The sequence below is a fragment of the Macrococcus capreoli genome, from assembly GCF_025628935.1.
Lineage (GTDB): Bacteria > Bacillota > Bacilli > Staphylococcales > Staphylococcaceae > Macrococcoides > Macrococcoides capreoli.
In genome coordinates this window covers 108,843-133,754 of record NZ_JAOTIS010000006.1, presented here as the reverse complement: position 1 = coordinate 133,754, position 24,912 = coordinate 108,843, and the positions used below count along the sequence as shown (strand labels likewise).

Here is a 24,912-nt window from a genome sequence, read left to right as displayed (position 1 = left end):
GATATACCCAGGAGGATTAGCTCAGCTGGGAGAGCATCTGCCTTACAAGCAGAGGGTCGGCGGTTCGAGCCCGTCATCCTCCACCATTTATTTATTATTATGCCGGAATAGCTCAACTGGTAGAGCAACTGACTTGTAATCAGTAGGTTGAGGGTTCAAGTCCTTTTTCCGGCACCATTTCTTGAGCCATTAGCTCAGTTGGTAGAGCATTTGACTTTTAATCAAAGGGTCAGAGGTTCGAATCCTCTATGGCTCACCATTATTTTTAAAATTAATAATAACTTGCTAATATGCGGGTGTGGCGGAACTGGCAGACGCACTAGACTTAGGATCTAGCGCCTTTGGCGTGGGGGTTCGACTCCCTTCACCCGCACCATATTGCGAAAGTAGTTCAGTGGTAGAATACAACCTTGCCAAGGTTGGGGTCGCGGGTTCGAATCCCGTCTTTCGCTCCATTAATTCTATCAGTAATATACTTGCTTATTATTACTTAATAAGCCGGGGTGGCGGAACTGGCAGACGCACAGGACTTAAAATCCTGCGGTAAGTGATTACCGTACCGGTTCGATTCCGGTCCTCGGCACCATTAGCGCCCGTAGCTCAATTGGATAGAGCGTTTGACTACGGATCAAAAGGTTAGGGGTTCGACTCCTCTCGGGCGCGCCATTATTTTTAAAATACTAGCTACGGGAAGTAGCTCAGCTTGGTAGAGCACTTGGTTTGGGACCAAGGGGTCGCAGGTTCGAATCCTGTCTTCCCGATTTGCTTTAACAGGTTATATATGGGGGCTTAGCTCAGCTGGGAGAGCGCCTGCTTTGCACGCAGGAGGTCAGCGGTTCGATCCCGCTAGTCTCCACCATATTAACTTTATATTATTTCGGCGGCGTAGCTCAGCTGGCTAGAGCGTACGGTTCATACCCGTGAGGTCGGGGGTTCGATCCCCTCTGCCGCCACTATTTTAAAAAACTTAATGTGAACTTTTAGGATTTAGGACCTTTAGCTCAGTTGGTTAGAGCAAACGGCTCATAACCGTTGGGTCGCAGGTTCGAGTCCTGCAAGGTCCACTTTAATTATTATTATGGAGGAATACCCAAGTCCGGCTGAAGGGATCGGTCTTGAAAACCGACAGGGGCTTAACGGCTCGCGGGGGTTCGAATCCCTCTTCCTCCGCCATTATTATTTTACTTCAGCAAATAGAATAAGATTTTCAATTATTTATTATTATCGCGGGATGGAGCAGTCTGGTAGCTCGTCGGGCTCATAACCCGAAGGTCGGTGGTTCAAATCCGCCTCCCGCAATTATTAGTGGTCCCGTGGTGTAGCGGTTAACATGCCTGCCTGTCACGCAGGAGATCGCGGGTTCGATTCCCGTCGGGACCGCCATTTGTATGGCTCAGTAGCTCAGTCGGTAGAGCAATGGATTGAAAATCCATGTGTCGGCGGTTCGATTCCGTCCTGAGCCATCTTTTTTATTATTATGCCGGAATAGCTCAACTGGTAGAGCAACTGACTTGTAATCAGTAGGTTGAGGGTTCAAGTCCTTTTTCCGGCACCTTTTGGAGGGGTAGCGAAGTGGCTAAACGCGGCGGACTGTAAATCCGCTCCTTCGGGTTCGGCAGTTCGAATCTGCCCCCCTCCACCATTTTTTATTTGTTTATTTTTAGGGGCATAGTTTAACGGTAGAATAGAGGTCTCCAAAACCTTTGATGTGGGTTCGATTCCTACTGCCCCTGCCATGGCGATTGTGGCGAAGTGGTTAACGCATCGGATTGTGGTTCCGACACTCGTGGGTTCGATTCCCATCAGTCGCCCTTAATTTTATTATTGGGCTATAGCCAAGCGGTAAGGCAACGGACTTTGACTCCGTCACTCGTTGGTTCGAATCCAGCTAGCCCAGCTTTAGGCGCCATAGCCAAGTGGTAAGGCAGAGGTCTGCAAAACCTTTATCACCGGTTCAAATCCGGTTGGCGCCTCCATTAATTTTATATATGCGGGAGTATTTCAACTCTTAGAATACGGACCTTCCTGGTTCGAGATGTAGGTGTAAGTCCTACCTTCCGCTCCATATTATTTTGCGGGAGTATTTCAACTTTTAGAATACAAATCTTCCTGATTTGAGATATAGGTGTAAGTCCTATCTTCCGCTCCATTTTTGTTAAGCTGCATGGTGCAAGCTTATTTTTTTCGTGATTAAACGTGTTTAAATAAAAAAAGAACTACAGAAAGGTATCTGTAGTTAAAAGTAATTAAACGAAATGAAATTTGGTGGTAATAAAGTTGACGAGACTTTATTACAGGTTCATTATAACAGTTAATATAGTGTTTGTGAACACAGTTTGAGAAATGATTTGTTTGCTTGACGACAATCAAATAAAGTATTATACTAGCAAGACAAATAATTTTACTAAGCCACCGTGGCGGAATTGGCAGACGCGCCGGACTCAAAATCCGGTTCCTCAGGGAGTGTCGGTTCGACCCCGACCGGTGGTATCGAAAAAAGCCTCTAAATCTTGTGTTTAGAGGCTTTTATTTTTTTATGTGCCGAAATTGTGCCAATAATGTTTGTCAGTAGTTTTTTCTTATGGTATTCTATTACAATCTATTTTTTATAAGGAGGAGAATTTAATGATAGGATTACCAGCAGGAAAAGTATTTTTATCAGAATGGGATAATGAATGGGAAGTGTACTATGAGAGTATTAAAGCTAAGATTTTAGAACAATTAGGTGATGATATTAACATATACCATATTGGAAGTACATCGGTAAAGGGATTGTCAGCTAAGCCTATAATTGATATTGCAATAGAAATAGATAGCTTTGAAAATATAAACAAAATAATTAATGGTCTAGAAAGAATTGGATTTGATAATAAAGGTGGTAATATTCTACCAGAAAGATACTATTTTAGTGATGGGAATCCTCGGAAATATCAAATACATGTATATGAAAAAGGAAATAAATATTTAAAAGATCAACTTGATTTCAATAAAATTTTAAAACGAAATGAGCATATATTGAATTTATATAATGATTTAAAAATAAAATTAGCTACACAATTTCCCGATGACAAGTTTAAATATACTGAAGAAAAAACAGATTTTATAATAAAAGTTTTAAATAATGATATTAAGTAAAATCTAATATAGCTAACAGCCAATATTAAAAGCTTCTAATATACGTTTAGAAGCTTTTTAATATCTTTTATTTTCTAGAGGCAATTATTATTTCAGTTTCAACTATAAATGAAAATTTCAAGTTTTTACTAACTTTAATTAAGGAATTTTTAAGTTCATTCTCAAATTGATTAATAGATTTTCCAAATAATTTTCTTGAACCATATGAGGTTGAGTATAAATAACCTAGACATTCTTCGAAAGTTCTATAATACTTATTTGTGAATTTATATACTTCATAATTATTAAAAACCGATTCTGATAGTACTTCTTTATGATCTTTCTTCGGATGTGTATAAAAACCATTTCCAGCTCTTCTTTTTTCACCTAGATATTTTTTTAAAGTAACATTTAATATTTGTTCATATTCATCTTCTGATATTATTTTGTTATTAATAATACAAATATATCCATTTTTATTTAATATTTCATCAAACTTATCTAAAACTTCTTTTCTATTCATCCAATGAAAAGACATTCCCATAGTAATTAAATCGAAATCTTTCATATTTGAATCTAAATTATTAGATGATGCTTTAATTAATGTTATATTATCAATATCTTTTGAATTTTCTCGAGCTAATTTTAGCATATTTATATCAGGATCCACTAATAGTACTTTATGACAAAAATTACTTAACTTAATGCCTATTTTACCATCACCACATCCTAAATCGAGTGCTTTAATATTAGTTTTGTATTCTAATTTTTTTTCTATTAATGTATAAATATCATCTGGATAAGGAAATCTATATTTATAATATTCAGCAGTCCCATCGAATAATCCAACTTTTTTTGAATAATCGTGATTCAAGTAAATCATCTCCTTACTAAAGATTCAAATTCATAGTAATAATTTTACTATTTCATTAATTTTATCATAGTTTTCTTTTTCCATTTCCTTTATCTGATGCAAGTAAATTTTTTGTGTAATTGTTGTATCCTTATGACCGAGAAGTTTGGATATTGTAATTAAATCTATACCTTTGAATAACATAAGAGAACCCCAAGTATGTCTAGCACCGTGCATAGTTATAATAGGTGTTATATTTAATGATTTTAATGCTCTTTTTAAAGATTTATTCACTGCGTTGTTAGAAATAATTCCATGAACGTAGTGATAAAAAATTTGATTAAGAGGGTTATCTATATTAAATTTTTCGAATAAGGTTAACTGTTCTTTCTTGTAAACATATAATATATTACAGATATCATCATTTAATGGCACTTTTCTTTCTGAAGAATAACTCTTTGTTTTTTTCATTCCAGTATGATTATGATAATCGTATGAACGTCTTACATACAAAATATTATTTTGAAAATCTATATCTTGCCATGTAAGTCCTAGTAATTCTGAATATCTTAAACCTGTAGCAAAAGCTAAAATTATCATGTAATAGCTAGGTATTTTTGGATCTAATCTTTGCTTAAAGTATGCAATAACTTTTTGAGTGTCATCATATGATAAAAACTTATCTTCTGCCTTTTTAATATTTTGAGTCCCTGATATTACAATATTCTGAGTAAAATCAAATAATATTATTTTTTCTTCGACAGCATTTTTTATAGCTTGTCTTATATGATTATTAAATTTTGATACAGTTGGACGTGCATGTGTTTTGGCATAATCGTTCATAATAGATTGATATTTCTTTTTTGTCATTTCTGTTAGCCATATATCTTTAAAATATTCTTTAATAGAGTTATAACTTGTTTCGTATTTTGTATATGTTCTATGGCTTACTATAGGCTTTTTATATAGATCCATCCATTCTTTGAAATAATCTGCTATTAAATAGTCATTGTTTTGGAAATATCCTTGCTTAACTAGTCTTTCTTGTTCTTGGGCATATTGCATAGCTTCTGTTTTAGTTCTAAATCCAGATTTACGTTTTTTTATAAATTTACCATCAGAATTTTTAAGTGATATTTCAGCTTGCCAAACTTTTCCTCGCTTTCTTGCAGTCGCCATTTTAACCTCCTTACTTATATTTTGTATTTTTTATAAATAACTTTGTTGTCTTTAAATTCTCCATCTTTATAGTATTTAGCATTGAATTCATTCTCAATAATTACTTCTTGATCATTGAAAATATTGTCTGCATCACTTTTTGTTTTGGTTACATCTAGTTTTTTAATAGTTCTAGAAGCATAAAATGATTTTTTCCCCATACTATCTAACAATTCTTGTCCAATGCCTTTTTCAAAATATTTGACAACATATCTACCTCTATTGTCTATAGAATCTACATCTACTTTATTAATCCGAACTGCTCCGTGTTTCCATATTTTAAGTAATTTGTGATGAGGTACATATGGAAAATCAAATAATAATATATGAGCATGCCATGAACCTCGATTTTGCCTTTCAAGTACAGCAATATACTTAATAATTCTTTTTTTTAGTCCAAAAACATTGTAATTTAAACGTGTTATAAATTTATCAAAAAGTTTATTAAACTCATTTCTATTTGTAATATTTTCCTTAGTGGTTAATGTTAGAAAACTAGTCTTGTCGTCAAAATTAGTATCAATCAATCTTAGTAAAGTCCATTTAGCATTTTGTCTTGTTTTTGCCATTCCTTTTAATCTATTTAATTGCTCTTCTTCGGTACTTTCTTCAAAGCTGATAGTATCAATCTTTTTTTCGGCCTCTTTTTGAGGCAAACTGTAATCTGATGCAATTTCATGTTCATATTCCCATACTTCTACATATGAACTAGTTCGAATTATTTTGAGATTATATCCCATCAAAATAATCCTCCAATTTTCTAGAAACGTTTGCTTATATAATAAATAAACTAGCGATTTCGCTAACGCTCAATCGTGACTGTCTAAATAGGTTTAAAAAACGGCTCCGCCTCGACCGTTCCACTTTCCGAAACAAGTTTCGGAATCGTTTTAAACCTATTAAGTCAGTAATGATTAAGAATAGTGTATTTTAGTTATTTTATATAGCAATGTTATAAATCTAGGTTTTTTTCAATCATATTCTTAAATAATTGTCTAAAGTTTATTTTAGACATATCTAGATAAGGTGCTGTAAATGCTTTTGGTGTTTCCCATCCTTGACCATCTAAATAAATATAGCCTTGACCAACACCTTTACGAGCAGAGGGAAGATTTTTAAATGATTCCCCTAGACCCATTCTGTATGACTCAGGTTGAACTTTACCGAGTACGACACGCATACCGGCATTTTCTCTAATTACTGTACTCATAGCATCAGCCGATAATCTTTGCGAAGATATAATAGCGTAAATGCCACTTTGACGACCTTTTAAAATAATTTGTTTTAAATACTTTTCAGCTTCTTTACCTAGTTTTGAATCTTCTTCTACCATTGCTAATACTTCATCAAAAAATACAAAAATGGGTTGGAGACCTAATGATAAATAATCATCTCCTAGATTGCTTGTTTCTACTTCAAAGTATTGTTCATATCTTTTATTCATCAATTCACATACTTCTCTAAGAATCTTACAAATTTGATGTGGTGTCGTTGCAACTCTATTGTTTTTGTACTTTTCTGGATAACAAAAGCGAAGTGATGCTAAATCGCTTCGCTTAGGATCTAGAATATAAATATCAGCACCGATTTCAGCTGTTGAAAGTAGTAAGTAATAAATAAAATAAGTTTTACCACTTCCACGAGGGCCACTTATTTGTGCCATCGGATCTTTTGAATAATACCACTTTTTTTCAGCATCAATTTCGATATAGGGTACGTCCATTGTCATTCACTCCATTTTTTTGTTGCGTTAATTCTATCAATTCTTTCTGTATTGAATACGTATAGTGTAAAATTAGGTTCAGCATCATCAACTGTTTCTACTATCATATTAAATGATGATTCTAGTATTTCTTTAAGTTCATTAGTTTTTGAAGTCCATTTACCTCCATTTGGATACACTCTAAGGTAGAATCGATTATTATCCCACCAATATATAAAAACCATTGAACTTCTTATTCGATTAGTATTTTCAGAAAGGTAATAGAACTTATTAATTTCAATAATATCTTTTAATTTGTGTCGCATTCTTTGTGATTTGAAAGGTGAGATAGGGCTAAAAAGCCATATTACAAATATAGATATTAATCCTGCACATATAATAATTGTAAAATACATATCTGGTATTTTATTTTCAAAGATTATCATATCATCGAGATGATTATTAAAATATTTCATCGAGCCATATACAATAAAAATTAAAATTGGAATTATTAAATATCTTAAAAAAGATTTTCGTTTGAAATGTAATCTTGTTTTATATTTTTTCATACAACACTCCTTATTGTGAAAGCGAGAAATTAATCTCGCTTTTAATTTACTGGTAAAATATCATCAGCAGAAAAAGTAAGTTGATTATTCCAAATCCCAATATTTAAATTCTTAAATGCTACAGGTCGTATTTTATTTGATGCCATTTCTTTTTCTGATATAGATGGATTTGTCGTTTTAATTTTTACTGTAATCATTTCCATAAATGCTGGAGAATTTTCGTCTTGTAATGATACATTGATTCTGTAGCCATTATGTTTCTTACTTTCAAAATCTACTGTTTCTTCGTAAGATTTTACTGCCATTAACTTTTTTCCTAATGATTCTACTTGTAATAATTTTCTTGGATCCATTTTAATCTCTCCTTTTAAATATCTTTCATAATTTCTTTAAAATTATTCTCCAAAAATTCTTCCATTTTTGAAGCTAAAAAATAGTAACGTTCTCCTTTTTCTAAAGGGAATCTTGTGAATTCTTTTAATTGATCTTGGAATCGAGGATTGTTAAGTACTTTTTCGCTAAATGACTTTTGACTAATACTTATTCTTTCCATAACATCTTGTAAAGACCACCAACGACCTCGTTGGTTTGCTTTCAATAATGAATTATATTCATTTCTTTCAATTACAATTAACGTAGGCGGGATATCGATAGTAGCATTAACTTTGAAAATTTGTGTCATATTATCCTCCTTTCAGTGCTGAGTACATATTTGTTATGTTAAAATTAATAATGATTACTTTACATTTAACTAGTATGTATAAAGTCATTACTATTCTTAACTTAATACAATAATATATGTGCATATTTATTTTGTCAATTAATATGAACAAATAATAACAATAATGAAATGAGGAAGTATTTTGAATATGAAGAATGTAGATAAATATAAAATTGGTAGAAAGATATATGAAGTACGAGGAAAAAGATCAATGGATGAGTTTGCTGATTTAATAGGAGTGTCAAAAAGTTCGATTAATAGTTATGAAAAAGGAATTATGACTCCCAGAAAGAAAGTATTAGAAAAAATCATTTCTTTAAGTGATAATCCTAATCAAACAATAGAAGAATTTTTATTTGGGTCTCCAGAAGAAGCTTTAATTGAAATATTTAAAGATGTCTCTATATTTAGACCAATTAAAAAACAGGGGGATGGTAATTATATTTTTAAAGAGGAAGCTTATCCTATGAAATGGTTAGCAGAAGAAATAAAGTTAGGAAGTTTAGATGTCAGTGATATCACTGGTATTTTTAAAAGGGCAGTTGAAATAGACAAAAATCTATTAAATAACAAAGAATTTATTAGTTCTTGGTATAAAAATGGAATAGAACCAATTAAATATGAGATTGAAAAAAATATTGAATATAGGACCAAGATGCTACCTTTTATAGACAAAGAAATATACAAAATAAAAGATTTGGATGCGTATATAAATCTTTTTGAACAATTTACAAAAGCATTTCTAACTAATGAGAATTATAATGAGATGCCGTACTTTAAATCAAGAACATCGTTACCAGATATAAATAAAATATTTTCAAAAGAATACTTAGATAAATTTAATGACTTTGAAAAGGATAAATTAAAGCATGATTTTTATATTAAATCCGGGAGTTTATTCAAATTTTGGGATTTATTTAATTTGACATTTAAATATGATATTGAAAAATATCAAATAGATTACTTTAACGAACTAAATAATTTAGAAATTTTAAGAAAAGAATTAGAAAATCATGAAAATAGATATGTAGATTTGGAAGAAATTAAGAAAAAATGGTGGGATAGTGAACTATAAATTAGGAGTTATATTGTTGATAAATAAAGAAAATAAAAATTAGTAATCATTATAGTATTATTTAAAATAGATAGAAAATGTAATAGAAATTTTTTGAAGAGATAATTGTTGAAGAAAGAAATATACAAATAAACAATATTGGAGGATTACATTTGATTAAATTAAAGAAAGTACTAATTAAAAATTATAAAAGTATTAATTCTGAACAAACTTTTGAAGTTGAGGATGATATTACTACTATTGTAGGTATGAATGAGTCAGGAAAAACAGCAATACTTGAGGCAATTGCTAAAACAAATTATTTTGATGATGATCCAACATTCAAGTTTAATTCAACAGCCGATTTTCCTAGAAAAGATCTAAAAAGATTCCAAAGAAACACTAATATTGAAGAACAAGAAGTTGTAGAATGTACTTATAAAATCGAAGACAGCTTAATTTCTGAAATAGAGGGTATTTTTGGTAAAGGTATAATTATTAATAGTCAGTTTAAGTTAGTATCATATTATAATAATGATAGACGTCTTTCAGAATTTAACGTTGATTTTAACAAATATATAGAGCATATTATTGAAGAATTTGAAATAAAAGAGATTGAGAAAAAATTACTAAAAGAATGTAAGGATTTTGAAAGTATTTTAGAAATTGAAGATAAGTCTGAAGAATTAAATGAATTTATTCGATACTATACAAATACAATTGATAAACCTGAATATAAAAATTGGTCAAATAAATTAATTCCGTTTATTTATTTCAAGTATGTTAAACCAAAAGTTCCTAAGTTTTGGTATTATGATGAATACTACAACTTGCAATCAAAGATTGATTTGAGGAGGATAGTTTCAACATCTGAGATTCAAGATCCTTCTATGAAAACGGCAAAAGCTTTATTGGATGTTTCGGGATTAGATGTAAATACTATTTTAAATAATAATGATTATGAAGAATATATCGCTGAATTAGAAGCTACATCTATCGATATCACAGATTTGATGTTTAAATATTGGAAAGCAAATGATCAATTAGATATTGAATTTAATATAGCAAATCAGAATAACCAAGCTATTTTAAATATTAGGGTAGAGAATAGAAAACATAGAGTTACAATACCGTTATCACAGCGAAGTAAAGGATTCAATTGGTTCTTTTCCTTCATTGTTTGGTTCACAAAAATTAGACAAGAAAAAAATTCTAACTATATTCTGTTATTAGATGAACCAGGTTTAAATTTGCATGCCTCAGCGCAGAGAGATCTACTCAACTTTATTGATGATTTATCAGATAAATATCAAGTCATATTAACTACACATTCTCCTTTTATGGTAGAATCAGCTTCATTGCATAAAGTTCGTACAGCTTATGAAGGTATTGAAGGTACACAAATTTCAGATGCTGAAGGTGAAAAAGATGATAATACTTTATTTCCTTTGCAAGCTGCTTTAGGTTATGAATTATCACAAAATCTATATGTAGCTGAAAAGAATTTATTAGTTGAAGGACCTTCTGATTTACTATATTTAAAATCAATATCTGAGTATTTAAAATCTATTAATAGAACTGGTTTAGATGAATCTATTGCAATAGTACCAATAGGTGGTCTAGACAAAGTACCAGCATTTATATCATTGATGAGAGGAAATGATTTGAAAATTATAGCTTTATTGGATTCCTTTGAAAATAAACAAGGACAACAGCGACTTGAAGACATGGTTAAAAGAAGAATAATATCTAATAAAAATATTAAATTTTATCATGATTATATACAAACAAAGGATAAAGCTGATATTGAAGATCTTTTCACTATAGCTGAATATCTCAAGTTTTTTAATAAGGCTTTTCCTGACTCTAAAATAGAAACTTCTCAAATAAAAAATAAAAAATCCAAAATACTACCACAAATTAATGAAATAATGAAAGTACAAAGATTTAATCATTATAAACCAGCACAAGAATTTGTTATGAACAAAATTACTACAAGGACACTAAGTGAAAGCACATTAGACAGATTTGAGAAAATTTTTATTTCGATAAACTCTAGGTTTGAAAATGAGAAAAAATAAGGGGGATATTAATGAATATTATTGTATTAGCAGGTGGATTAAGTGATGAAAGAGATGTTTCGATATCTTCAGGCTCTCAAATTGCAAATGCATTAATCAAGAATGGACATAGGGTATTACTGTTAGATCTATATCTTGGATTAAAAGAAGTTAATACTTTTGAAGAAGCGTATAAAAATTACGGAGAAACTGTATATGATTATAAAGTTCCAAAAATTGCACCAAACTTAGAAAAATTAATCGAAAAAAATAATGGTCGCAGAAGTGAAATTGGAGAAAATGTAATTAGTATTTGTAAATCTGCCGATATTGTATTTTTGGGGCTTCATGGTGGTATTGGAGAAAATGGTAAGTTACAAGCAATATTTGATTTACACAATATAAGATACACTGGTAGTGGATATAAGGGAAGTTTATTAGCAATGGATAAGATTGTGTCTAAAGAAATAATGACTGTTAATAATATTTTAACTCCTAAGTGGAGTATAATTGATAGTGAAAATAATAATACTATAATGGCTCCTGCTGTCGTAAAACCAAATGATAATGGATCAAGTATTGGAGTTAAAGTAGCAGAAAATGATGATGAGTTAAAAGATGCAATAGACGTTGCTAAACAATACTCAAATACCGTTTTAGTAGAACAAAAAATTGAAGGTAGAGAATTTTCAGTTGGTATTTTAGGGGAAGAAGTATTACCAATTATTGAACTCATTCCTAAAGAGGGTTTTTATGATTATTCTAATAAATATCAACCTGGTGCTACTGAAGAAATAACACCGGCGGATATTAATAGAGAAAATACGAAAAGAATGCAAGACATTGCTTTAAATATTTTCAAAAAGCTAGGTTTAGAAGTATATGGTAGAGTGGATTTTATTATGGATAGTAATGAAAATATTTATTGTATCGAAGCTAATTCTTTACCGGGAATGACACCAACAAGTTTGTTGCCACAAGAAGCTGAAGCAAATGGTATTAATTATGAGCAATTATGCGAGAAAATTGTGAAATATTCTTTATCAAAATATTAATATCAATTCTATTATTTCTTTTATGAATGATGTTTATTGGAGGTGGATTAATGAGAAAATTAGAGATTTGTGAATATGATAGCATTTGGAAAGAAATTTTTGATAACGAAAAAGAAATGTTAAGGGAAATTTTATTCGAAGATTTACTTCATATCTACCATATTGGTAGTACAGCTGTACCTACTCTATATGCCAAACCTATAATTGATATATTAATTGTAGTAAAAGATATTAAAAGAATTGATAAATATAATGAGAAAATGAGTGAAATCGGATATCTAGCTAAAGGTGAAAATGGCATTATCAATAGACGCTACTTTGAAAAAGGTGGAGATCATAGAACGCATCATGTACATATATATGAAAAGGACGATTCAAATATTATTCGGCACATAGCGTTTAGAGATTATTTGTTAAATAACGAAGAGGTACGTAATCAGTATAATAATTTGAAATTACAATTACTAAAAGAAAATAAATGTGATATTGAAAAGTATATTAATGGCAAACATGATTTTGTTCAAAATGTAGAAAAGGATGCACTCAAATGGTACCAAATAAAAAGCAAAGTTACAAAGCCAATTTTGGATAAACAAGAAAAAGTATCAGTTTATGCTTTCATCATTGATGATAGTAAGAAGTTATTAACATACTCAATGAAAAAGGACTCTCAAAAATTAATACGTATTCCAGGTGGAGGCGTTAAAGAGTTTGAAAGTATAGAGGCTGCACTATTTCGAGAAATCATAGAAGAAACCGGATTTGATAGTAAAGAGTTAGATCTTCTTTTAAAATTAGATACATCAAATTATTATAAAAAATACATTGATAAAAATATAGTAAGACATGATTATTTACTTAAAATTAAATCAAATGATAATATAAATTTCACACACAGGGTAACAGGTAATGATGGTGATGCCAATTTGGAATTTAATTATAATTGGCTTGATGAAAGTCAATGGGATAATATAAGCGAAGAATTTCATCTTCAACTTTTTAATATAAGAAAAATGGTATTATAAACACGTAATTGTGCCAACAATGTGCCAAATGGAAGAGAAAACTTATCTAAAGAAGATGATAAAATACTTTAATACTAGTAGATTAGATGTCTTTTCAAATAATAAAATATACTATAGACCCCGACCGGTGGTACTATAATCCCTTAAACATACTGTTTAAGGGATTTTTTTATTATATATAAGATATTATGGATTAGCTTTTTTCTTACTGTTCATGATAGATATCATAAATACGACACCTAGTATGATGAGCATTCCAATGCATTGTATGAAGTTAAAAGGTTGTTTCAGCCATATGATGCTTAATATAACTGCTGTTAACGGCTCGATACAGCCTAGTAATGCGGTAAGTTGTGGGTCAATATATTTAACACTAAGTAGGTATAAGAAGAATGCGAGTGCTGTTCCTACAATGATCACAAATAGAATATACATATTACCAACTAATCCGAATTCAATCGGATTAATCTTCCAGTGTCGATTAAACAAACTAATAAATATTCCTGCAAATAACATGGCCCATCCGATGATAACGAGGGGCGTATTACGCACGAATAGACGGCCAGCATACATTGTATAGAATGCGGCTGCAACAGCAGATAACAGTCCCCAAATGATGGCCTTTGGTGCTACAACGATATTATTGATATTACCACTTGTAAGTAATAGAAACGTTCCGAATGATGAGACTGCAATGATGATTAAATCGATTGGTCTAAAGTCTGTCTTACGGGTGATGAGTAAGTACGTAAGGATGACGATAGGTGCTAAATATTGTAGCAATGTTGCAACAGCAGCATTTCCTGCTTCAATGGACGCTAAAAAAGTATATTGTACTGCGAGCATACCGAAGATTGAATATATGATGAGCTGGAATAATGTATGTCGATTACGAAATACGTTAAATACGGGCTGCTTTCTAATGACTGCGAGTAGTAATAAGAAAAGACCGCTAAAGATTAAACGTATCGTAATAAACCAATCGAGAGAGATATCATATTTTTGGAATAATTGTTGTGACACCGTACCTCCGACACCCCAGAAAGTAGCGCCAAGCGTTACAAATAAAATCCCCTTTAATTTGTTGTTCATCACATCACCTCACTAAAGTTTTACTATGATTATAATTTTTAGCATATTGTGGTGTCAATATGACTATTAATAATATATAAAAACTTGTAATTTACTTCTTACACCATATCTTGCATAATATTTTATAATATGATTTAAGGGTGGTCAGATATGGACAATAATATTATTGTATTCCCGGAAATTGATAAATTGAAAGCATCGATTCAAAAATTAAAGATTGAAATTTCTATGTTAATTCTAGAAAGAGACGAACTTCTTTACGATGAATGTAAGAATATAGAGATGGCTTATATGTTAGCATTTGGAGCTTTAGAATATAAAGTTTTTGAGAAAGAGTGTTTGTATTTAAGATTAAAAAGAAAAATTCAGATGATCCAATCGAAAATTAATCGTCAGGAACAGGTTAATATGAGTGAAATCGATCAACTTTTAGATATAGAGTTTGTTACATATCAAAATCAACTTGATGAAAAATTAAATCAGTTGAATGCAGCAATTGATCGTTCAAATGGAGAAGTGTTATCTGAAGAAGATTTTGTAACTTTAAAAAAAATGTACCGCACGATTGTGAAGGCATTACATCCAGATTTAAATACAAATGCGACCGATGAAGAAGTAAAATTATTTCATAATGCCGTACAGGCATATGAAACTGGTGATTTACGCACGATTGAGTTAATTTATACTTTGATTGCAGACAAGGATAATTCAATTGAAATGGATTCGAAATTAATTATCAATGAGGAAGAGCGATTAATTCAAAAAGTGCAATCATTAAAGGCAGAAATAGATGAGATAAAATCTAAATTCCCTTATACGATGAAATCGATTATTTCAGATAAAGTAAAGATTGAGGATAGGAAAACAAGTCTACAACAAACGCTCGTTCAATTCGAAGAGGTTATTTCTATCTATCTACGAAAAATTGCTGAATACTGAGGTGAATGTCAATGCATGAAATAGAAAAAACGGGAAATGGTTTAATCAGCATATTGCACGGTGGTAAAGTGACGATTCCAACACCATTTGAACGTGAAATCTTATTGTTTGATACATATATTGCAGGTACATCATATGTTGATGGTATGGAAAAATTGTATCCATATATCCAAATAGGAGAGCGATTAAATTTTTATAGGGAGCCAGATAACCCATATGATTCGAAAGCGATTGTAATTAAGAATTTAAATGACGTTAAATTAGGGTATATTCCTAAAGTAGATAACATCATCTTCTCAAGGTTAATGGATGCAGGTAAATTACTGTTTGGTAAGGTAAAAGAAAAAGAATTAAACGGATCTTGGGTAAAAATAAAGATTGAAATTTATTTAAAAGACTAAGGGGAATAGTATATGACAACGATTGATATTAAAGACGTAACATTAAATTATAAATTAGAAGGTGTTGGTCAACCTGTATATTTCTTTCATGGAAATGGTGTAGATTTAACGAGTCACTTTGAAATGTATGATGATATTTTTGCGGAGTACCAACGTATTTATTTAGATATTCCGGGTATGGGTGAATCTGAAGCAGATTTAGGATTAAATAGTACCAATGATATATTAGATGTAGTGCTCGCGTTTATTGAAGCAATGACAGGTGATGAGAAGATTACTTTAGTTGGACACTCTTATGGCAGTTATATGTGCCTAGGTGTGATGGATAGATTACAAGAACAGGTGAAGGCTGGATTTATTACGTGTCCTGTTGTTGAAGGCCAAAAGCATCTACGTACAATTGAAAAATTAGATCGCCAAGTTGATGAAGCATTTGAAGTAACAGAAGACAAAGAATATTATAAAGATTATTTAGGAATGACTGTACGCGTTAATCATGAAACTTGGGCTTTATTTAGAAAACTGATGGTACCGGGTATTAAACGTGCAAATAACGAATTTATGAAGAACCTACGTAGACAAGATAATGAATTTTATCAATTTAGATGTGAAGATAGCATTCACATCCATGAAGATACGCTAGTATATGTATTACTTGGCCAATATGATAATGTTGTTGGATATAAGGATCAAATTCGTTTCTTTGAACCAAAAGATCATGTCCATACGACAGTATTAACGAATACAGGACATAATCCAATGATTGATGCATACGATGAAGTCCGCAGACTTGCTAAAAAGTTTGTTAGTGCGGTAGATTTGTTATAATTAAAGCATCAATTATTAGGAGTGATACGTATGGCAAATAATGAAGAAGTAAAAAATGGCGTTATTTTCCCGGTAGGAGAAAAGAATGAAGCTTTCGCCCAATACTTTATCGGACAAAGTTACTTACAATCACTTGTTGCTGATAAAGATGTGAATGTTGGCGTTGCTAATGTGACTTTCGAGCCTGCATGTCGCAATAATTGGCATATTCATCATGATGGCTTTCAAATCTTACTTGTTACAGGCGGTGAAGGTTGGTATCAGGAAGAAGGTAAACAGGCTCAAAGTTTAAAAGCAGGCGATGTGATTGTTACGCATGACGGTGTTAAACATTGGCATGGTGCAAAGCAAGATAGCTGGTTTGAACATATTGCAATCACAGCAGGAACGCCGGAGTGGCTTGAACCTGTAGAAGATGACTGGTATCTTCAGTTATAAAAATAGTTAAATAGTTGTACAAGAACATATAATGTTACGAGCCAGATGATGAGAATGGGCAGTGCAAAATACCAGCGTTTTAAATCTTTACGTGTCAGACTTTGGGCTTCTTGTTGGCATTGCTCAAATATTTCAACTGGAATGAGTTTGATAGTTAAACTAATAAATAATGGCAACAAGATAACATCATCTAAGTAACCGAATACGGGAATGAAGTCAGGTATTAAATCAATGGGAGAAAGTGCATAAATAATTGTTAAGAGCGCCAAAGCTTTAGCGAGAATTGGTGTTTCTTTTTTCTGTAGTGCGATAAATATGGCAGGGACATCTGTTTTTAATTGATATGCGCGTTGTTTTAGATTCATTTTTTTACCTCGATAGTTTTTAGTTATAATATCGAATATAATAAATAGATGCAAATGAATAGATAGGACGTGGTATTTTGACTTCGGTAAGGAGTATATTATTTGCATTACAGGATATGCATTATGTAAGTGGTCGATGTGTATTGACAGAGATAACATCGGGCACAACAAGCAAAGTATTTTATCTTGATGATTATCATCAACAATTCGTATTGAAACTAAATCCGGAATTATCCATACAGTCTGAAAGCCAATTCTTAAAAAGTTATCGTGATATATCAGCATTTCCTGATTGTATAACGACGGATGGTTCTACATATATTTTAATGGAACATATGAAAGGAAAGATGCTGGAGTATACATATAGTAAGACTGCTTTATTAGATAAAATTGATTTTATTAAAGCTTATGATGATAGTGATAAACGCGTCGGATATATCAATGATTTAAAAGCAGATTTCAAATCATTTTTAAAGCATGAGCTTGAATTGGAGCGTCTTGTATTAGATGATTATTATCATTGTGATGTATTGCTTGATGATTTAGAAGCGGTAGCCCCACCTGAAGAATTACCGAAATATGTACATGGTGATTTTGGTTATCATAATTTCATAATGAACGAAGGTGATTTATCTGTTATTGATCCGACACCGATGCAAAATTTGATATTGTATGAACTGTTATTTTTGTATTATTCAAGTCCGAATGATATTAATGAACAAAGTTTTAAAGCGTACTATGATTATTATTTAAATTATAGTTTTATTTCATTTGAGGACTTTAAAGTATATGCCAAGATCATCCTAGCTCTACGTCTTTCAACAAGCACGCGCCATCATCCTGAAGATACTGAGCGTTATATGGAATTATTACATGCAATGTAGGAGGTACTGTTATGCAGCGAGTGATAGTAATCGGTTGTCCAGGTAGCGGTAAGAGTACTTTTTCCAGACAATTAAGTTATAAGACTGGGCTACCGCTCTTTCATTTAGACTTATTAAATTGGAATAAAGATAAGACGACAGTTAGCAGGGAAGTCTTTATAGACAGATTGAAGCAAGTGCTTGAGAAAGACCGATGGATAATTGATGGTAATTACGGTAATACTTTAGAAATGAGATTTGAACAGTGTGATACAATCTATTTCCTGGACTTATCAGTAGACGTTTGTTTAGCAGGGATTGAAGAACGAAAGGGAAAAGAAAGACCAGATATGCCTTGGATTGAAACAGGAGAGACAGATCCAGAGTTTATAGCATTTGTGAAGCGATATAATGAAGTGAGTAGACCACAAGTACTTGAATTGATAGAAAGATATAAAGATAAGCATGTTATTATTTTCAAATCACGACATGAAATCAATGACTATATCAATGGAATAGAAAGTATTCGCGAAATTTAGCATTTAGTAATATAGATACCGCTAAATCTCACGCAAATCTTAAGCAATAAAAAATCCTCATACATCAAAACTGATGCATGGGGATAAATTTTTAGATTTCATTTTGATTTGTAATAATTTTATTAACGATGCCGTAGTCTAATGCTTCTTGTGTATTTAACCAGTAGTCACGGCCTGTATGTTGTTCTACTTCTTCTACTGATTTACCAGTTTCACGAGCGATTAATTCGTTTAACTTTTGACGTGTACGGATAATTTCTTTCGCTGTGATCTCCATATTTGATGCTTGACCTTGCGTACCACCACTTGGCTGGTGAATCATAAAGCGTGTATTTGGTAATGCATAACGGTTCTCTTTCTTACCTGATAAGTAAATTAATACACCGGCACTAACTACCCATCCAGCACCAATAATCTTAACTTCAGATTCAATAAAGTTAATCATATCGTGAATTAAATAACCAGAATCAACGTGTCCTCCTGGCGATGAGATGATTAATTTAATTGGATCGTGGTTAATTGAGTCTAATAATAATAATTGATTCACTACTTCTTTCGCTGATTTATCATCAATGCCACCTGAAATAAGAATTGTACGAGATTCAATCATTTTTTCTAACATAATATCTTTTTGTTCGTTTGTCATAATGTGCCTCCTATAAGCTTGTTATCCTTATTTTATTGTTTTGGTCAATTTAAGTCAAAGAATTTGGACGATATTTGTATGATTTCTGTTTGAATTGATGATTTGATATGATTGATAAAAACAATGGAGGTTTACATAATGGAACAATCATTTGAATCATTAATCCGTCAGGCAGTAACAATTAGGCAACAATATCACGCGTTAGAAGTATCACATCACGGTACTGAATGGTCGCTTGAAGAGGATGCCCTTGCATTCTTAACAGATGCTGGACTCGTCGGTCGACTTGTCATGGATAAGGAAGGACGCTGGCCTAAACCGAATAGCGAAGGGGAATTAGCTTATAAAATAAGTGAATCAATCTGGTGGCTCATTAATTTAGCAGAGCGCAGTAAGATTGATTTAAATACTGTATTACCAGAAGTGTTTAATACTTTAGAAAACAATACACGCCCTAAAAAATAGATTGCATTTACTGATAGAAGTATGGTAGAAATATTAGGTGCAGGAAATCAAATAAGGGTAGGTATTCCAATGAATATTAACGCAAAGCAGTTTTTTACTAATATTTTAAATGGTATGGCAGCAGGTATTGTTGTCGCACTTGTGCCGAATGCCATGCTCGGTGAATTGTTTAAATATTTAGCTCAGTATAACAGTGTATTTACAAGTTTAGGTCAGTTGTTAATTATCTTTCAGTTTTGTTTAAGTGCATTAGCAGGTATCACAATTAGTCAACAGTTTAAGTTTAATGGATTACAGACGGCAATACTTTCTGGAGCTTCTGTATTAGGCTCAGGTGCTGTGCAGTTTAATGGTAAAGGATTCATGTTTGTCGGTATTGGTGACATTATTAATATGATGTTAACGATAACAATAAGTGCATTTATACTTATTTATTTAGGTAATAAAATGGGCAGTATGAACATTGTATTCCTACCGCTATTAGCAGGTATCTTACCAGGATTTATCGGTTCATTGACACTACCTTACTTGAAGCAGTTTACAGGTGGTATTGGACAAATTATTCATCATTTTACGACGTTAAATCCGCTCCTCATGTGTATATTGATTGGGATAAGTTATAGTGTGTTAATGGCGACACCAATTTCGGTTGTGGCGATCGCTACTGTGATTAGTTTATCTGGGTTAGGTAGTGGTTCTGCTAACCTCGGTATAGTCGCATGTTGCTATACATTTATCTTCGGTGCAATGAAAGTAAATGATAAAGGAACGATGGTGACATTAATTATCGGTGCAGCGAAAATGATGATGCCTGTTTATTTCAAACATCCGATTATTATTGTGGCATTACTCATTAATGGTATTGTCGCCGGTCTTTGTGCATATTGCTTTAATGTTCAAGGTACGCCGATGTCAGCAGGGTTCGGTTATACTGGATTAGTAGGACCAATCAATGCTTTAAAATTTATGGATGGTACGTTTATGCAGAACGTTATAAGTCTATTGATGGCGTATGTAATTATCCCGTTACCAATCGCATTTGTCACACATCAAATTCTTAAAAGAATATTACCTGGATACAACGATGAAATATTCTTATATAAAACGGAACAATAATTGAATATGACTACAAAAATGGCCCGAATCTTAAAGATTCGGGCTATTTTTATGACTATTTATATTCCTTCAAAAACCTCTCAAGCCTTACCATTGCTTCTTTTAACTCTTCCATACTCGATGCAAATGATAAACGAATATGGCCCTCACCAAATTTTGAAAATGCACTGCCAGGTACAACAGCTAATCGTTCTCGCTCAAGTAAATCTGTAGCAAACTGATAAGAACTGCTATTATATGCCGAAATATCCGGGAAAATATAAAATGCACCTTGAGGTTTCTCAACCGGTAAGCCTAATTCAGTAAGCTTATCAAATAAATAATCTCTGCGTTCAATATATGCTTTATTCATTATTTTGACTGTATCGCTATCTTTGAACGCTTCAATCGCACCGTATTGACTTGGTGTTGCAACGCATATCGCGTTATATAAATGTACAGAAGTTACATGGGTAATAAGTTCAGCATTCGACACGACATAACCGACACGTGCGCCGGTAATCGCGTGTGACTTTGACAATCCATTAATAACAAAGAGTTTGTCGCGCAGTTCCTGAAACTCTAAAAATGAATGATGTGGTGCATCGTATACATTCTCACTATAAATTTCATCTGTCACGATAAAGATATCTTCATCTTTCAGCATTGCTACTAAACCTTTAATTTGTTGGTATGTTAGTGTCTTACCCGTTGGATTTGTCGGATAATTAAACAGTACAGCTTTCGTCTTATCTGTAATCGCTGCTTTAATCGCTTCAGGCGTCGGTACAAGCTGCGTCTTTGAAGTATCCACTAGCACAACTTTCGCACCAAGTAATTTAATAATCGGTTCATAACCTAGATAACACGGTGAAGGCAATATCACTTCATCACCTGGATTGATGATGGTTCTAAATACTGCGTCAATCGCTTCTGATCCTCCGTTTGTCACGATAATCTCTGTTTCAGGATGATAATCTACATTAAACTTCTCTTTTAAAGTATGAGCAATTGCAGTTCTTAATGCTATCAACCCACGATTATGCGTATAACGTAATTGATTATCTTGTATTGCTTGTATCATTGCAGACTTCACTGAAGCGGGTGGTGCAAAATCAGATTGTCCGAGCGTTAAATCGATACAATCGTTGAGTCCTGCTGCTTTATTTGCAAATTCACGGGTTCCTGGTATAGTCACTTCGTTTATATACTGATTTAATGTTGGCACGGTCGTCACTCCATCTTCTTAAAAATTATGTAAGTAAATTGTACATTATTCTGCTTTAATTGGCAAAAGGGTTTAGAATAATTTTTATTTTTAGAAAATTCAGTATTGTTAAACGCGATTTTAGTTTGTATAATACAACTAGCAGAGGAGGAGTGAAATTTGAAATTTTTTAAAGGGGTAATTTCATTTTTTATTGTTTTGTTATTGATGGCTTCGCTACCACTCAGTTTGGTACAAGCAAAAGAAGATCAGTTTGATATCGTCAAGAAACGAGGGGTATTAAAAGTTGGTTTATCTGCGGATTTCGCACCGATGGAATTTGAGCGCACCGTCAATGGGAAGCGCGAATATGCAGGGATTGATGTTGATTTAATTAAGAAAATTGCAAAAGATCAAAATGTAAAGTTACAGATTGTTAATATGAGTTTTGATAGTTTACTTGGTGCAATGAAAACAGGCAAGATTGATATGATTGCATCAGGGATGACACCAACTGCTGAACGTGAGAAAGAAGTGGATTTCTCAAATAACTACTTTTCCGTTACGCAAAAAGTAATCATTCAAAAAAAAGATAAAAATAAATTTAAAAGTTTAAAAGACTTTAAAGATGTACCAGTATCAGTACAGAAACAAACGACACAAGAAGAATTAGCTCAAAAAGAAATGCCGGATGCGACGCTTACATCACTTACAAGAACACCTGAAGTAATTATGAGTGTCAATACAGGTAAAACGAAAGCAGCTGTCATTGATAGTATTGTAGGTGAGGCGTATTTAACACAAAATCCAAGTCTGACATTTGCTGATGTAGAATTTAATGATTCTAAGAAAACGACAGCGATTGCGGTGCCTAAAGATTCGCCGAAGTTTTTAGATGCGATTAACCAATCGATTAAAGATGCTCAGGATAAAGGATTAATTAAAGAATATGAGAAGAAAGCGCATAAAGAAATGTTTGATGATGCATCATTTTTAAGTAAGTATGGGACATTCTTTATTCAAGGGATTGGCGCGACAATTTTAATTTCAATTATAGGTGTTATATTCGGGTCATTAATCGGAGGTATATTTGCGTTCCTGAAATTAAGTTCAAGCAAAATATTAAAAGCGATAGCTTGGGTATATATCGAGTTTATTCGTGGAACACCGTTACTAGTGCAAGTATTTTTAGTATATTTCGGTACGACGGCTGTACTAGGTTTAGATTTATCGGCCTTTGTATGTGGAACACTCGCATTAATATTAAATTGTGGAGCATATATTGCTGAAATTATTCGAGCAGGTATTAAAGCAGTTGACAAAGGACAAATGGAAGCAGCGCGATCTTTAGGATTAACACATGCGCAGTCAATGAATAAAGTCATTATGCCGCAAGCGATTAAAAATATATTACCAGCGCTAGGAAATGAATTTATTACGGTTATAAAAGAATCATCAATCGTATCCGTTATTGGTGTATCAGAATTAATGTTTAATGCACAAGTTGTACAAGGGGCATCATTCGATCCATTCACACCATTACTTATCGCAGCGATTGCTTATTTTGTATTAACATTTATTTTATCTCGAGTGATGAATGTTATCGAAAGGAGAATGAGCGTTAGTGATTAAAATTAATGATTTACATAAATATTTTGGTAAAGTTGAAGTATTAAAGGGGATAGATTTGCATATTCAGGAAGGTGAAGTGGTGGCGATTATCGGGCCATCAGGGAGTGGGAAGTCAACTTTGCTTCGCTGTTTGAATTTATTAGAAGTACCGACGAGTGGAGAAATTATCTTTGAAGATATTCCATTAACAGCGAAAGGTACAGATATTAATAAATTAAGACAGAAGATGGGGATGGTATTTCAGAGCTTTAATTTGTTTCCACATAAGACCGCTAAAGAAAATTTAATGCTGGCACCACTATTAACAAATAGAGGGAGTAAAGCAGAACTTGAAGAACGCGCGTTAAACTTACTTGATAAAGTAGGATTGTCAGATCGTGCGAATAATTATCCGTCACAATTATCGGGTGGACAGAAACAACGAGTGGCGATTGCCAGAGCGCTAGCAATGGATCCAGATGTGATGTTATTTGATGAGCCAACTTCGGCACTCGATCCTGAAGTGGTAGGAGATGTGCTTGAAGTTATGAAAAGTTTGGCGAAAGAAGGGATGACGATGGTCGTTGTGACGCATGAAATGGGCTTTGCACGTGAAGTAGCTGACCGAGTTGTATTTATGGATAAAGGCATTGTACAGGAAGTTGCAGATCCACAGACATTATTTACGAACCCACAAAATGAACGCACGAAAGCATTTTTATCGAAAGTGTTATAGGAGAGGCTGTTTTCAATGCGTTCAGAACCGAACAAATTGGAAGCAACACAGAGAAATCGCTCTTTGATTTCGAAAGTGTTGATGAAATTTGACGAGGTTCTGCATTGAAAACGCCGTTTAGAGAGGCTGTTTTCAATGCGTTCAGAACCGAACAAATTGGAAGCAACACAGAGAAATCGCTCTTTGATTTCGAAAGTGTTGATGAAATTTGACGAGGTTCTGCATTGAAAACGCCGTTTAGAGAGGCTTGTCGAACGGGCGTCTGCCCTAAATAAAGTAAGATAAACCACTAGAATTTCAATCTTGAGTTCTAGTG

At 32.6% G+C, this 24,912-nt stretch carries 26 protein-coding genes and 22 tRNA genes; 37 read left to right on the top strand and 11 right to left on the bottom strand.

What is annotated here, in order from left to right; genetic code table 11:
- Positions 1-10: 10 nt before the first annotated feature.
- The 23 genes from OCL94_RS06430 to OCL94_RS06320 all read left to right on the top strand — a co-directional run bounded on the left by OCL94_RS06430 (position 11) and on the right by OCL94_RS06320 (position 3,135).
- Positions 11-86: transfer RNA gene (locus OCL94_RS06430), tRNA-Val, on the top strand.
- 15 nt (positions 87-101) lie between these two features.
- A tRNA-Thr gene (locus OCL94_RS06425) sits at positions 102-177 on the top strand.
- Positions 178-183: 6 nt separating this feature from the next.
- Positions 184-259: transfer RNA gene (locus OCL94_RS06420), tRNA-Lys, on the top strand.
- A gap of 33 nt (positions 260-292) precedes the next feature.
- Positions 293-376: transfer RNA gene (locus tag OCL94_RS06415), tRNA-Leu, on the top strand.
- 4 nt (positions 377-380) lie between these two features.
- Positions 381-455 (top strand) — tRNA-Gly (locus OCL94_RS06410).
- A gap of 42 nt (positions 456-497) precedes the next feature.
- Positions 498-586 (top strand) — tRNA-Leu (locus tag OCL94_RS06405).
- Between the two features lie 3 nt (positions 587-589).
- Positions 590-666: transfer RNA gene (locus tag OCL94_RS06400), tRNA-Arg, on the top strand.
- A gap of 21 nt (positions 667-687) precedes the next feature.
- Positions 688-761: transfer RNA gene (locus OCL94_RS06395), tRNA-Pro, on the top strand.
- A gap of 22 nt (positions 762-783) precedes the next feature.
- Positions 784-859, top strand: a tRNA-Ala gene (locus tag OCL94_RS06390).
- Between the two features lie 20 nt (positions 860-879).
- A tRNA-Met gene (locus OCL94_RS06385) sits at positions 880-953 on the top strand.
- 37 nt (positions 954-990) lie between these two features.
- Positions 991-1,064 (top strand) — tRNA-Ile (locus OCL94_RS06380).
- A 16-nt stretch (positions 1,065-1,080) separates the two neighbouring features.
- Positions 1,081-1,173 (top strand) — tRNA-Ser (locus tag OCL94_RS06375).
- A gap of 52 nt (positions 1,174-1,225) precedes the next feature.
- Positions 1,226-1,299, top strand: a tRNA-Met gene (locus OCL94_RS06370).
- Between the two features lie 8 nt (positions 1,300-1,307).
- Positions 1,308-1,383, top strand: a tRNA-Asp gene (locus OCL94_RS06365).
- 7 nt (positions 1,384-1,390) lie between these two features.
- A tRNA-Phe gene (locus tag OCL94_RS06360) sits at positions 1,391-1,463 on the top strand.
- Positions 1,464-1,479: 16 nt separating this feature from the next.
- Positions 1,480-1,552: transfer RNA gene (locus OCL94_RS06355), tRNA-Thr, on the top strand.
- Between the two features lie 6 nt (positions 1,553-1,558).
- A tRNA-Tyr gene (locus OCL94_RS06350) sits at positions 1,559-1,642 on the top strand.
- Between the two features lie 20 nt (positions 1,643-1,662).
- Positions 1,663-1,736: transfer RNA gene (locus OCL94_RS06345), tRNA-Trp, on the top strand.
- 2 nt (positions 1,737-1,738) lie between these two features.
- Positions 1,739-1,811, top strand: a tRNA-His gene (locus OCL94_RS06340).
- Between the two features lie 14 nt (positions 1,812-1,825).
- Positions 1,826-1,897: transfer RNA gene (locus OCL94_RS06335), tRNA-Gln, on the top strand.
- Between the two features lie 5 nt (positions 1,898-1,902).
- Positions 1,903-1,976, top strand: a tRNA-Cys gene (locus OCL94_RS06330).
- Between the two features lie 432 nt (positions 1,977-2,408).
- Positions 2,409-2,490: transfer RNA gene (locus OCL94_RS06325), tRNA-Leu, on the top strand.
- Between the two features lie 135 nt (positions 2,491-2,625).
- Positions 2,626-3,135 (top strand): GrpB family protein, encoded by a 510-nt coding sequence (locus OCL94_RS06320; protein ID WP_262995693.1) that lies wholly within the window; start codon positions 2,626-2,628, stop codon positions 3,133-3,135.
- A gap of 67 nt (positions 3,136-3,202) precedes the next feature.
- On the opposite strand, the gene OCL94_RS06315 is transcribed toward OCL94_RS06320, so the two are convergent.
- The 7 genes from OCL94_RS06315 to OCL94_RS06285 form a co-directional block, all read right to left on the bottom strand.
- Positions 3,203-3,988, bottom strand: coding sequence for a class I SAM-dependent methyltransferase (locus OCL94_RS06315; protein WP_262995691.1), 786 nt, complete (start codon positions 3,986-3,988; stop codon positions 3,203-3,205).
- 30 nt (positions 3,989-4,018) lie between these two features.
- A complete protein-coding gene (locus OCL94_RS06310; RefSeq protein WP_262995689.1) occupies positions 4,019-5,146 on the bottom strand; it encodes a tyrosine-type recombinase/integrase in 1,128 nt (375 codons plus the stop codon).
- A 14-nt stretch (positions 5,147-5,160) separates the two neighbouring features.
- Positions 5,161-5,925, bottom strand: a complete 765-nt coding sequence (locus OCL94_RS06305) for a rolling circle replication-associated protein (protein WP_411268488.1) — start codon at positions 5,923-5,925, stop codon at positions 5,161-5,163.
- Between the two features lie 212 nt (positions 5,926-6,137).
- Positions 6,138-6,908, bottom strand: a complete 771-nt coding sequence (locus OCL94_RS06300) for an ATP-binding protein (RefSeq protein ID WP_262995685.1) — start codon at positions 6,906-6,908, stop codon at positions 6,138-6,140.
- A gap of 2 nt (positions 6,909-6,910) precedes the next feature.
- The gene (locus OCL94_RS06295; RefSeq protein WP_262995683.1) at positions 6,911-7,456 is read right to left on the bottom strand and encodes a hypothetical protein; all 546 of its coding nucleotides are present in this window, start codon (positions 7,454-7,456) and stop codon (positions 6,911-6,913) included.
- 41 nt (positions 7,457-7,497) lie between these two features.
- The gene (locus OCL94_RS06290) at positions 7,498-7,809 is read right to left on the bottom strand and encodes a hypothetical protein (protein WP_262995681.1); all 312 of its coding nucleotides are present in this window, start codon (positions 7,807-7,809) and stop codon (positions 7,498-7,500) included.
- 14 nt (positions 7,810-7,823) lie between these two features.
- Positions 7,824-8,138, bottom strand: a complete 315-nt coding sequence (locus OCL94_RS06285) for a DUF771 domain-containing protein (RefSeq protein ID WP_262995679.1) — start codon at positions 8,136-8,138, stop codon at positions 7,824-7,826.
- A gap of 187 nt (positions 8,139-8,325) precedes the next feature.
- On the opposite strand from OCL94_RS06285, the gene OCL94_RS06280 reads away from it, so the two are divergent.
- The 4 genes from OCL94_RS06280 to OCL94_RS06265 all read left to right on the top strand — a co-directional run bounded on the left by OCL94_RS06280 (position 8,326) and on the right by OCL94_RS06265 (position 13,371).
- On the top strand, positions 8,326-9,252 hold the full coding sequence (locus OCL94_RS06280; RefSeq protein WP_262995676.1) for a helix-turn-helix domain-containing protein: 927 nt from the start codon (positions 8,326-8,328) through the stop codon (positions 9,250-9,252).
- Between the two features lie 152 nt (positions 9,253-9,404).
- The gene (locus OCL94_RS06275; protein WP_262995674.1) at positions 9,405-11,312 is read left to right on the top strand and encodes an AAA family ATPase; all 1,908 of its coding nucleotides are present in this window, start codon (positions 9,405-9,407) and stop codon (positions 11,310-11,312) included.
- Between the two features lie 11 nt (positions 11,313-11,323).
- The gene (locus tag OCL94_RS06270) at positions 11,324-12,346 is read left to right on the top strand and encodes a D-alanine--D-alanine ligase family protein (protein ID WP_262995672.1); all 1,023 of its coding nucleotides are present in this window, start codon (positions 11,324-11,326) and stop codon (positions 12,344-12,346) included.
- Between the two features lie 50 nt (positions 12,347-12,396).
- The gene (locus OCL94_RS06265; RefSeq protein ID WP_262995670.1) at positions 12,397-13,371 is read left to right on the top strand and encodes a GrpB family protein; all 975 of its coding nucleotides are present in this window, start codon (positions 12,397-12,399) and stop codon (positions 13,369-13,371) included.
- A 186-nt stretch (positions 13,372-13,557) separates the two neighbouring features.
- On the opposite strand, the gene OCL94_RS06260 is transcribed toward OCL94_RS06265, so the two are convergent.
- Entirely contained in the window at positions 13,558-14,463 is a 906-nt protein-coding gene (locus OCL94_RS06260; RefSeq protein ID WP_262995669.1) for an EamA family transporter, read from the bottom strand.
- A 150-nt stretch (positions 14,464-14,613) separates the two neighbouring features.
- Here OCL94_RS06260 and OCL94_RS06255 point away from each other — a divergent pair, with 150 nt between their 5' ends.
- Genes OCL94_RS06255 through OCL94_RS06240 form a run of 4 tightly spaced genes read left to right on the top strand, consistent with a single transcriptional unit; the run spans position 14,614 to position 17,069 of the window.
- On the top strand, positions 14,614-15,402 hold the full coding sequence (locus OCL94_RS06255) for a hypothetical protein (protein ID WP_262995667.1): 789 nt from the start codon (positions 14,614-14,616) through the stop codon (positions 15,400-15,402).
- An 11-nt stretch (positions 15,403-15,413) separates the two neighbouring features.
- Positions 15,414-15,803, top strand: a complete 390-nt coding sequence (locus OCL94_RS06250; RefSeq protein ID WP_262995665.1) for an HIRAN domain-containing protein — start codon at positions 15,414-15,416, stop codon at positions 15,801-15,803.
- 12 nt (positions 15,804-15,815) lie between these two features.
- Positions 15,816-16,631 (top strand): alpha/beta fold hydrolase, encoded by an 816-nt coding sequence (locus OCL94_RS06245; RefSeq protein ID WP_262995663.1) that lies wholly within the window; start codon positions 15,816-15,818, stop codon positions 16,629-16,631.
- 30 nt (positions 16,632-16,661) lie between these two features.
- Positions 16,662-17,069: a cupin domain-containing protein gene (locus OCL94_RS06240; protein ID WP_262995661.1), complete on the top strand. Its 408-nt coding sequence runs from the start codon at positions 16,662-16,664 to the stop codon at positions 17,067-17,069.
- Here the strand turns inward: OCL94_RS06240 and OCL94_RS06235 are convergent.
- Positions 17,060-17,434 carry a YkvA family protein gene (locus OCL94_RS06235; RefSeq protein ID WP_262995659.1) on the bottom strand — a complete coding sequence of 125 codons (375 nt, stop codon included), beginning with the start codon at positions 17,432-17,434 and terminating at the stop codon, positions 17,060-17,062. The genes OCL94_RS06240 and OCL94_RS06235 overlap by 10 nt on opposite strands.
- Positions 17,435-17,511: 77 nt before the next feature.
- Here OCL94_RS06235 and OCL94_RS06230 point away from each other — a divergent pair, with 77 nt between their 5' ends.
- Together OCL94_RS06230 and OCL94_RS06225 are read left to right on the top strand one after the other, a co-directional pair.
- Positions 17,512-18,318, top strand: coding sequence for a phosphotransferase (locus tag OCL94_RS06230; RefSeq protein WP_262995657.1), 807 nt, complete (start codon positions 17,512-17,514; stop codon positions 18,316-18,318).
- An 11-nt stretch (positions 18,319-18,329) separates the two neighbouring features.
- Positions 18,330-18,836, top strand: coding sequence for a P-loop NTPase family protein (locus OCL94_RS06225; protein WP_262995655.1), 507 nt, complete (start codon positions 18,330-18,332; stop codon positions 18,834-18,836).
- Between the two features lie 91 nt (positions 18,837-18,927).
- Here OCL94_RS06225 and OCL94_RS06220 read toward each other — a convergent pair whose 3' ends face one another.
- Positions 18,928-19,482, bottom strand: a complete 555-nt coding sequence (locus OCL94_RS06220; RefSeq protein WP_262995653.1) for an ATP-dependent Clp protease proteolytic subunit — start codon at positions 19,480-19,482, stop codon at positions 18,928-18,930.
- A 138-nt stretch (positions 19,483-19,620) separates the two neighbouring features.
- Between OCL94_RS06220 and OCL94_RS06215 the strand changes: the two genes are divergently transcribed.
- Both OCL94_RS06215 and OCL94_RS06210 read left to right on the top strand, forming a co-directional pair.
- Positions 19,621-19,947, top strand: coding sequence for a nucleoside triphosphate pyrophosphohydrolase family protein (locus tag OCL94_RS06215; protein WP_262995651.1), 327 nt, complete (start codon positions 19,621-19,623; stop codon positions 19,945-19,947).
- Positions 19,948-19,968: 21 nt separating this feature from the next.
- Positions 19,969-21,063: a PTS transporter subunit IIC gene (locus tag OCL94_RS06210; RefSeq protein WP_411268485.1), complete on the top strand. Its 1,095-nt coding sequence runs from the start codon at positions 19,969-19,971 to the stop codon at positions 21,061-21,063.
- A gap of 55 nt (positions 21,064-21,118) precedes the next feature.
- On the opposite strand, the gene OCL94_RS06205 is transcribed toward OCL94_RS06210, so the two are convergent.
- Positions 21,119-22,270, bottom strand: coding sequence for an aminotransferase class I/II-fold pyridoxal phosphate-dependent enzyme (locus OCL94_RS06205; protein WP_262995649.1), 1,152 nt, complete (start codon positions 22,268-22,270; stop codon positions 21,119-21,121).
- Between the two features lie 207 nt (positions 22,271-22,477).
- Here OCL94_RS06205 and OCL94_RS06200 point away from each other — a divergent pair, with 207 nt between their 5' ends.
- Together OCL94_RS06200 and OCL94_RS06195 are read left to right on the top strand one after the other, a co-directional pair.
- Positions 22,478-23,881 (top strand): ABC transporter substrate-binding protein/permease, encoded by a 1,404-nt coding sequence (locus tag OCL94_RS06200; RefSeq protein WP_262995702.1) that lies wholly within the window; start codon positions 22,478-22,480, stop codon positions 23,879-23,881.
- Complete coding sequence (locus tag OCL94_RS06195) at positions 23,874-24,596, top strand: amino acid ABC transporter ATP-binding protein (RefSeq protein WP_262995646.1); 723 nt, start codon at positions 23,874-23,876, stop codon at positions 24,594-24,596. Before OCL94_RS06200 ends, OCL94_RS06195 begins: the two co-directional genes overlap by 8 nt.
- The last annotated feature ends 316 nt before the right edge of the window (positions 24,597-24,912 follow it).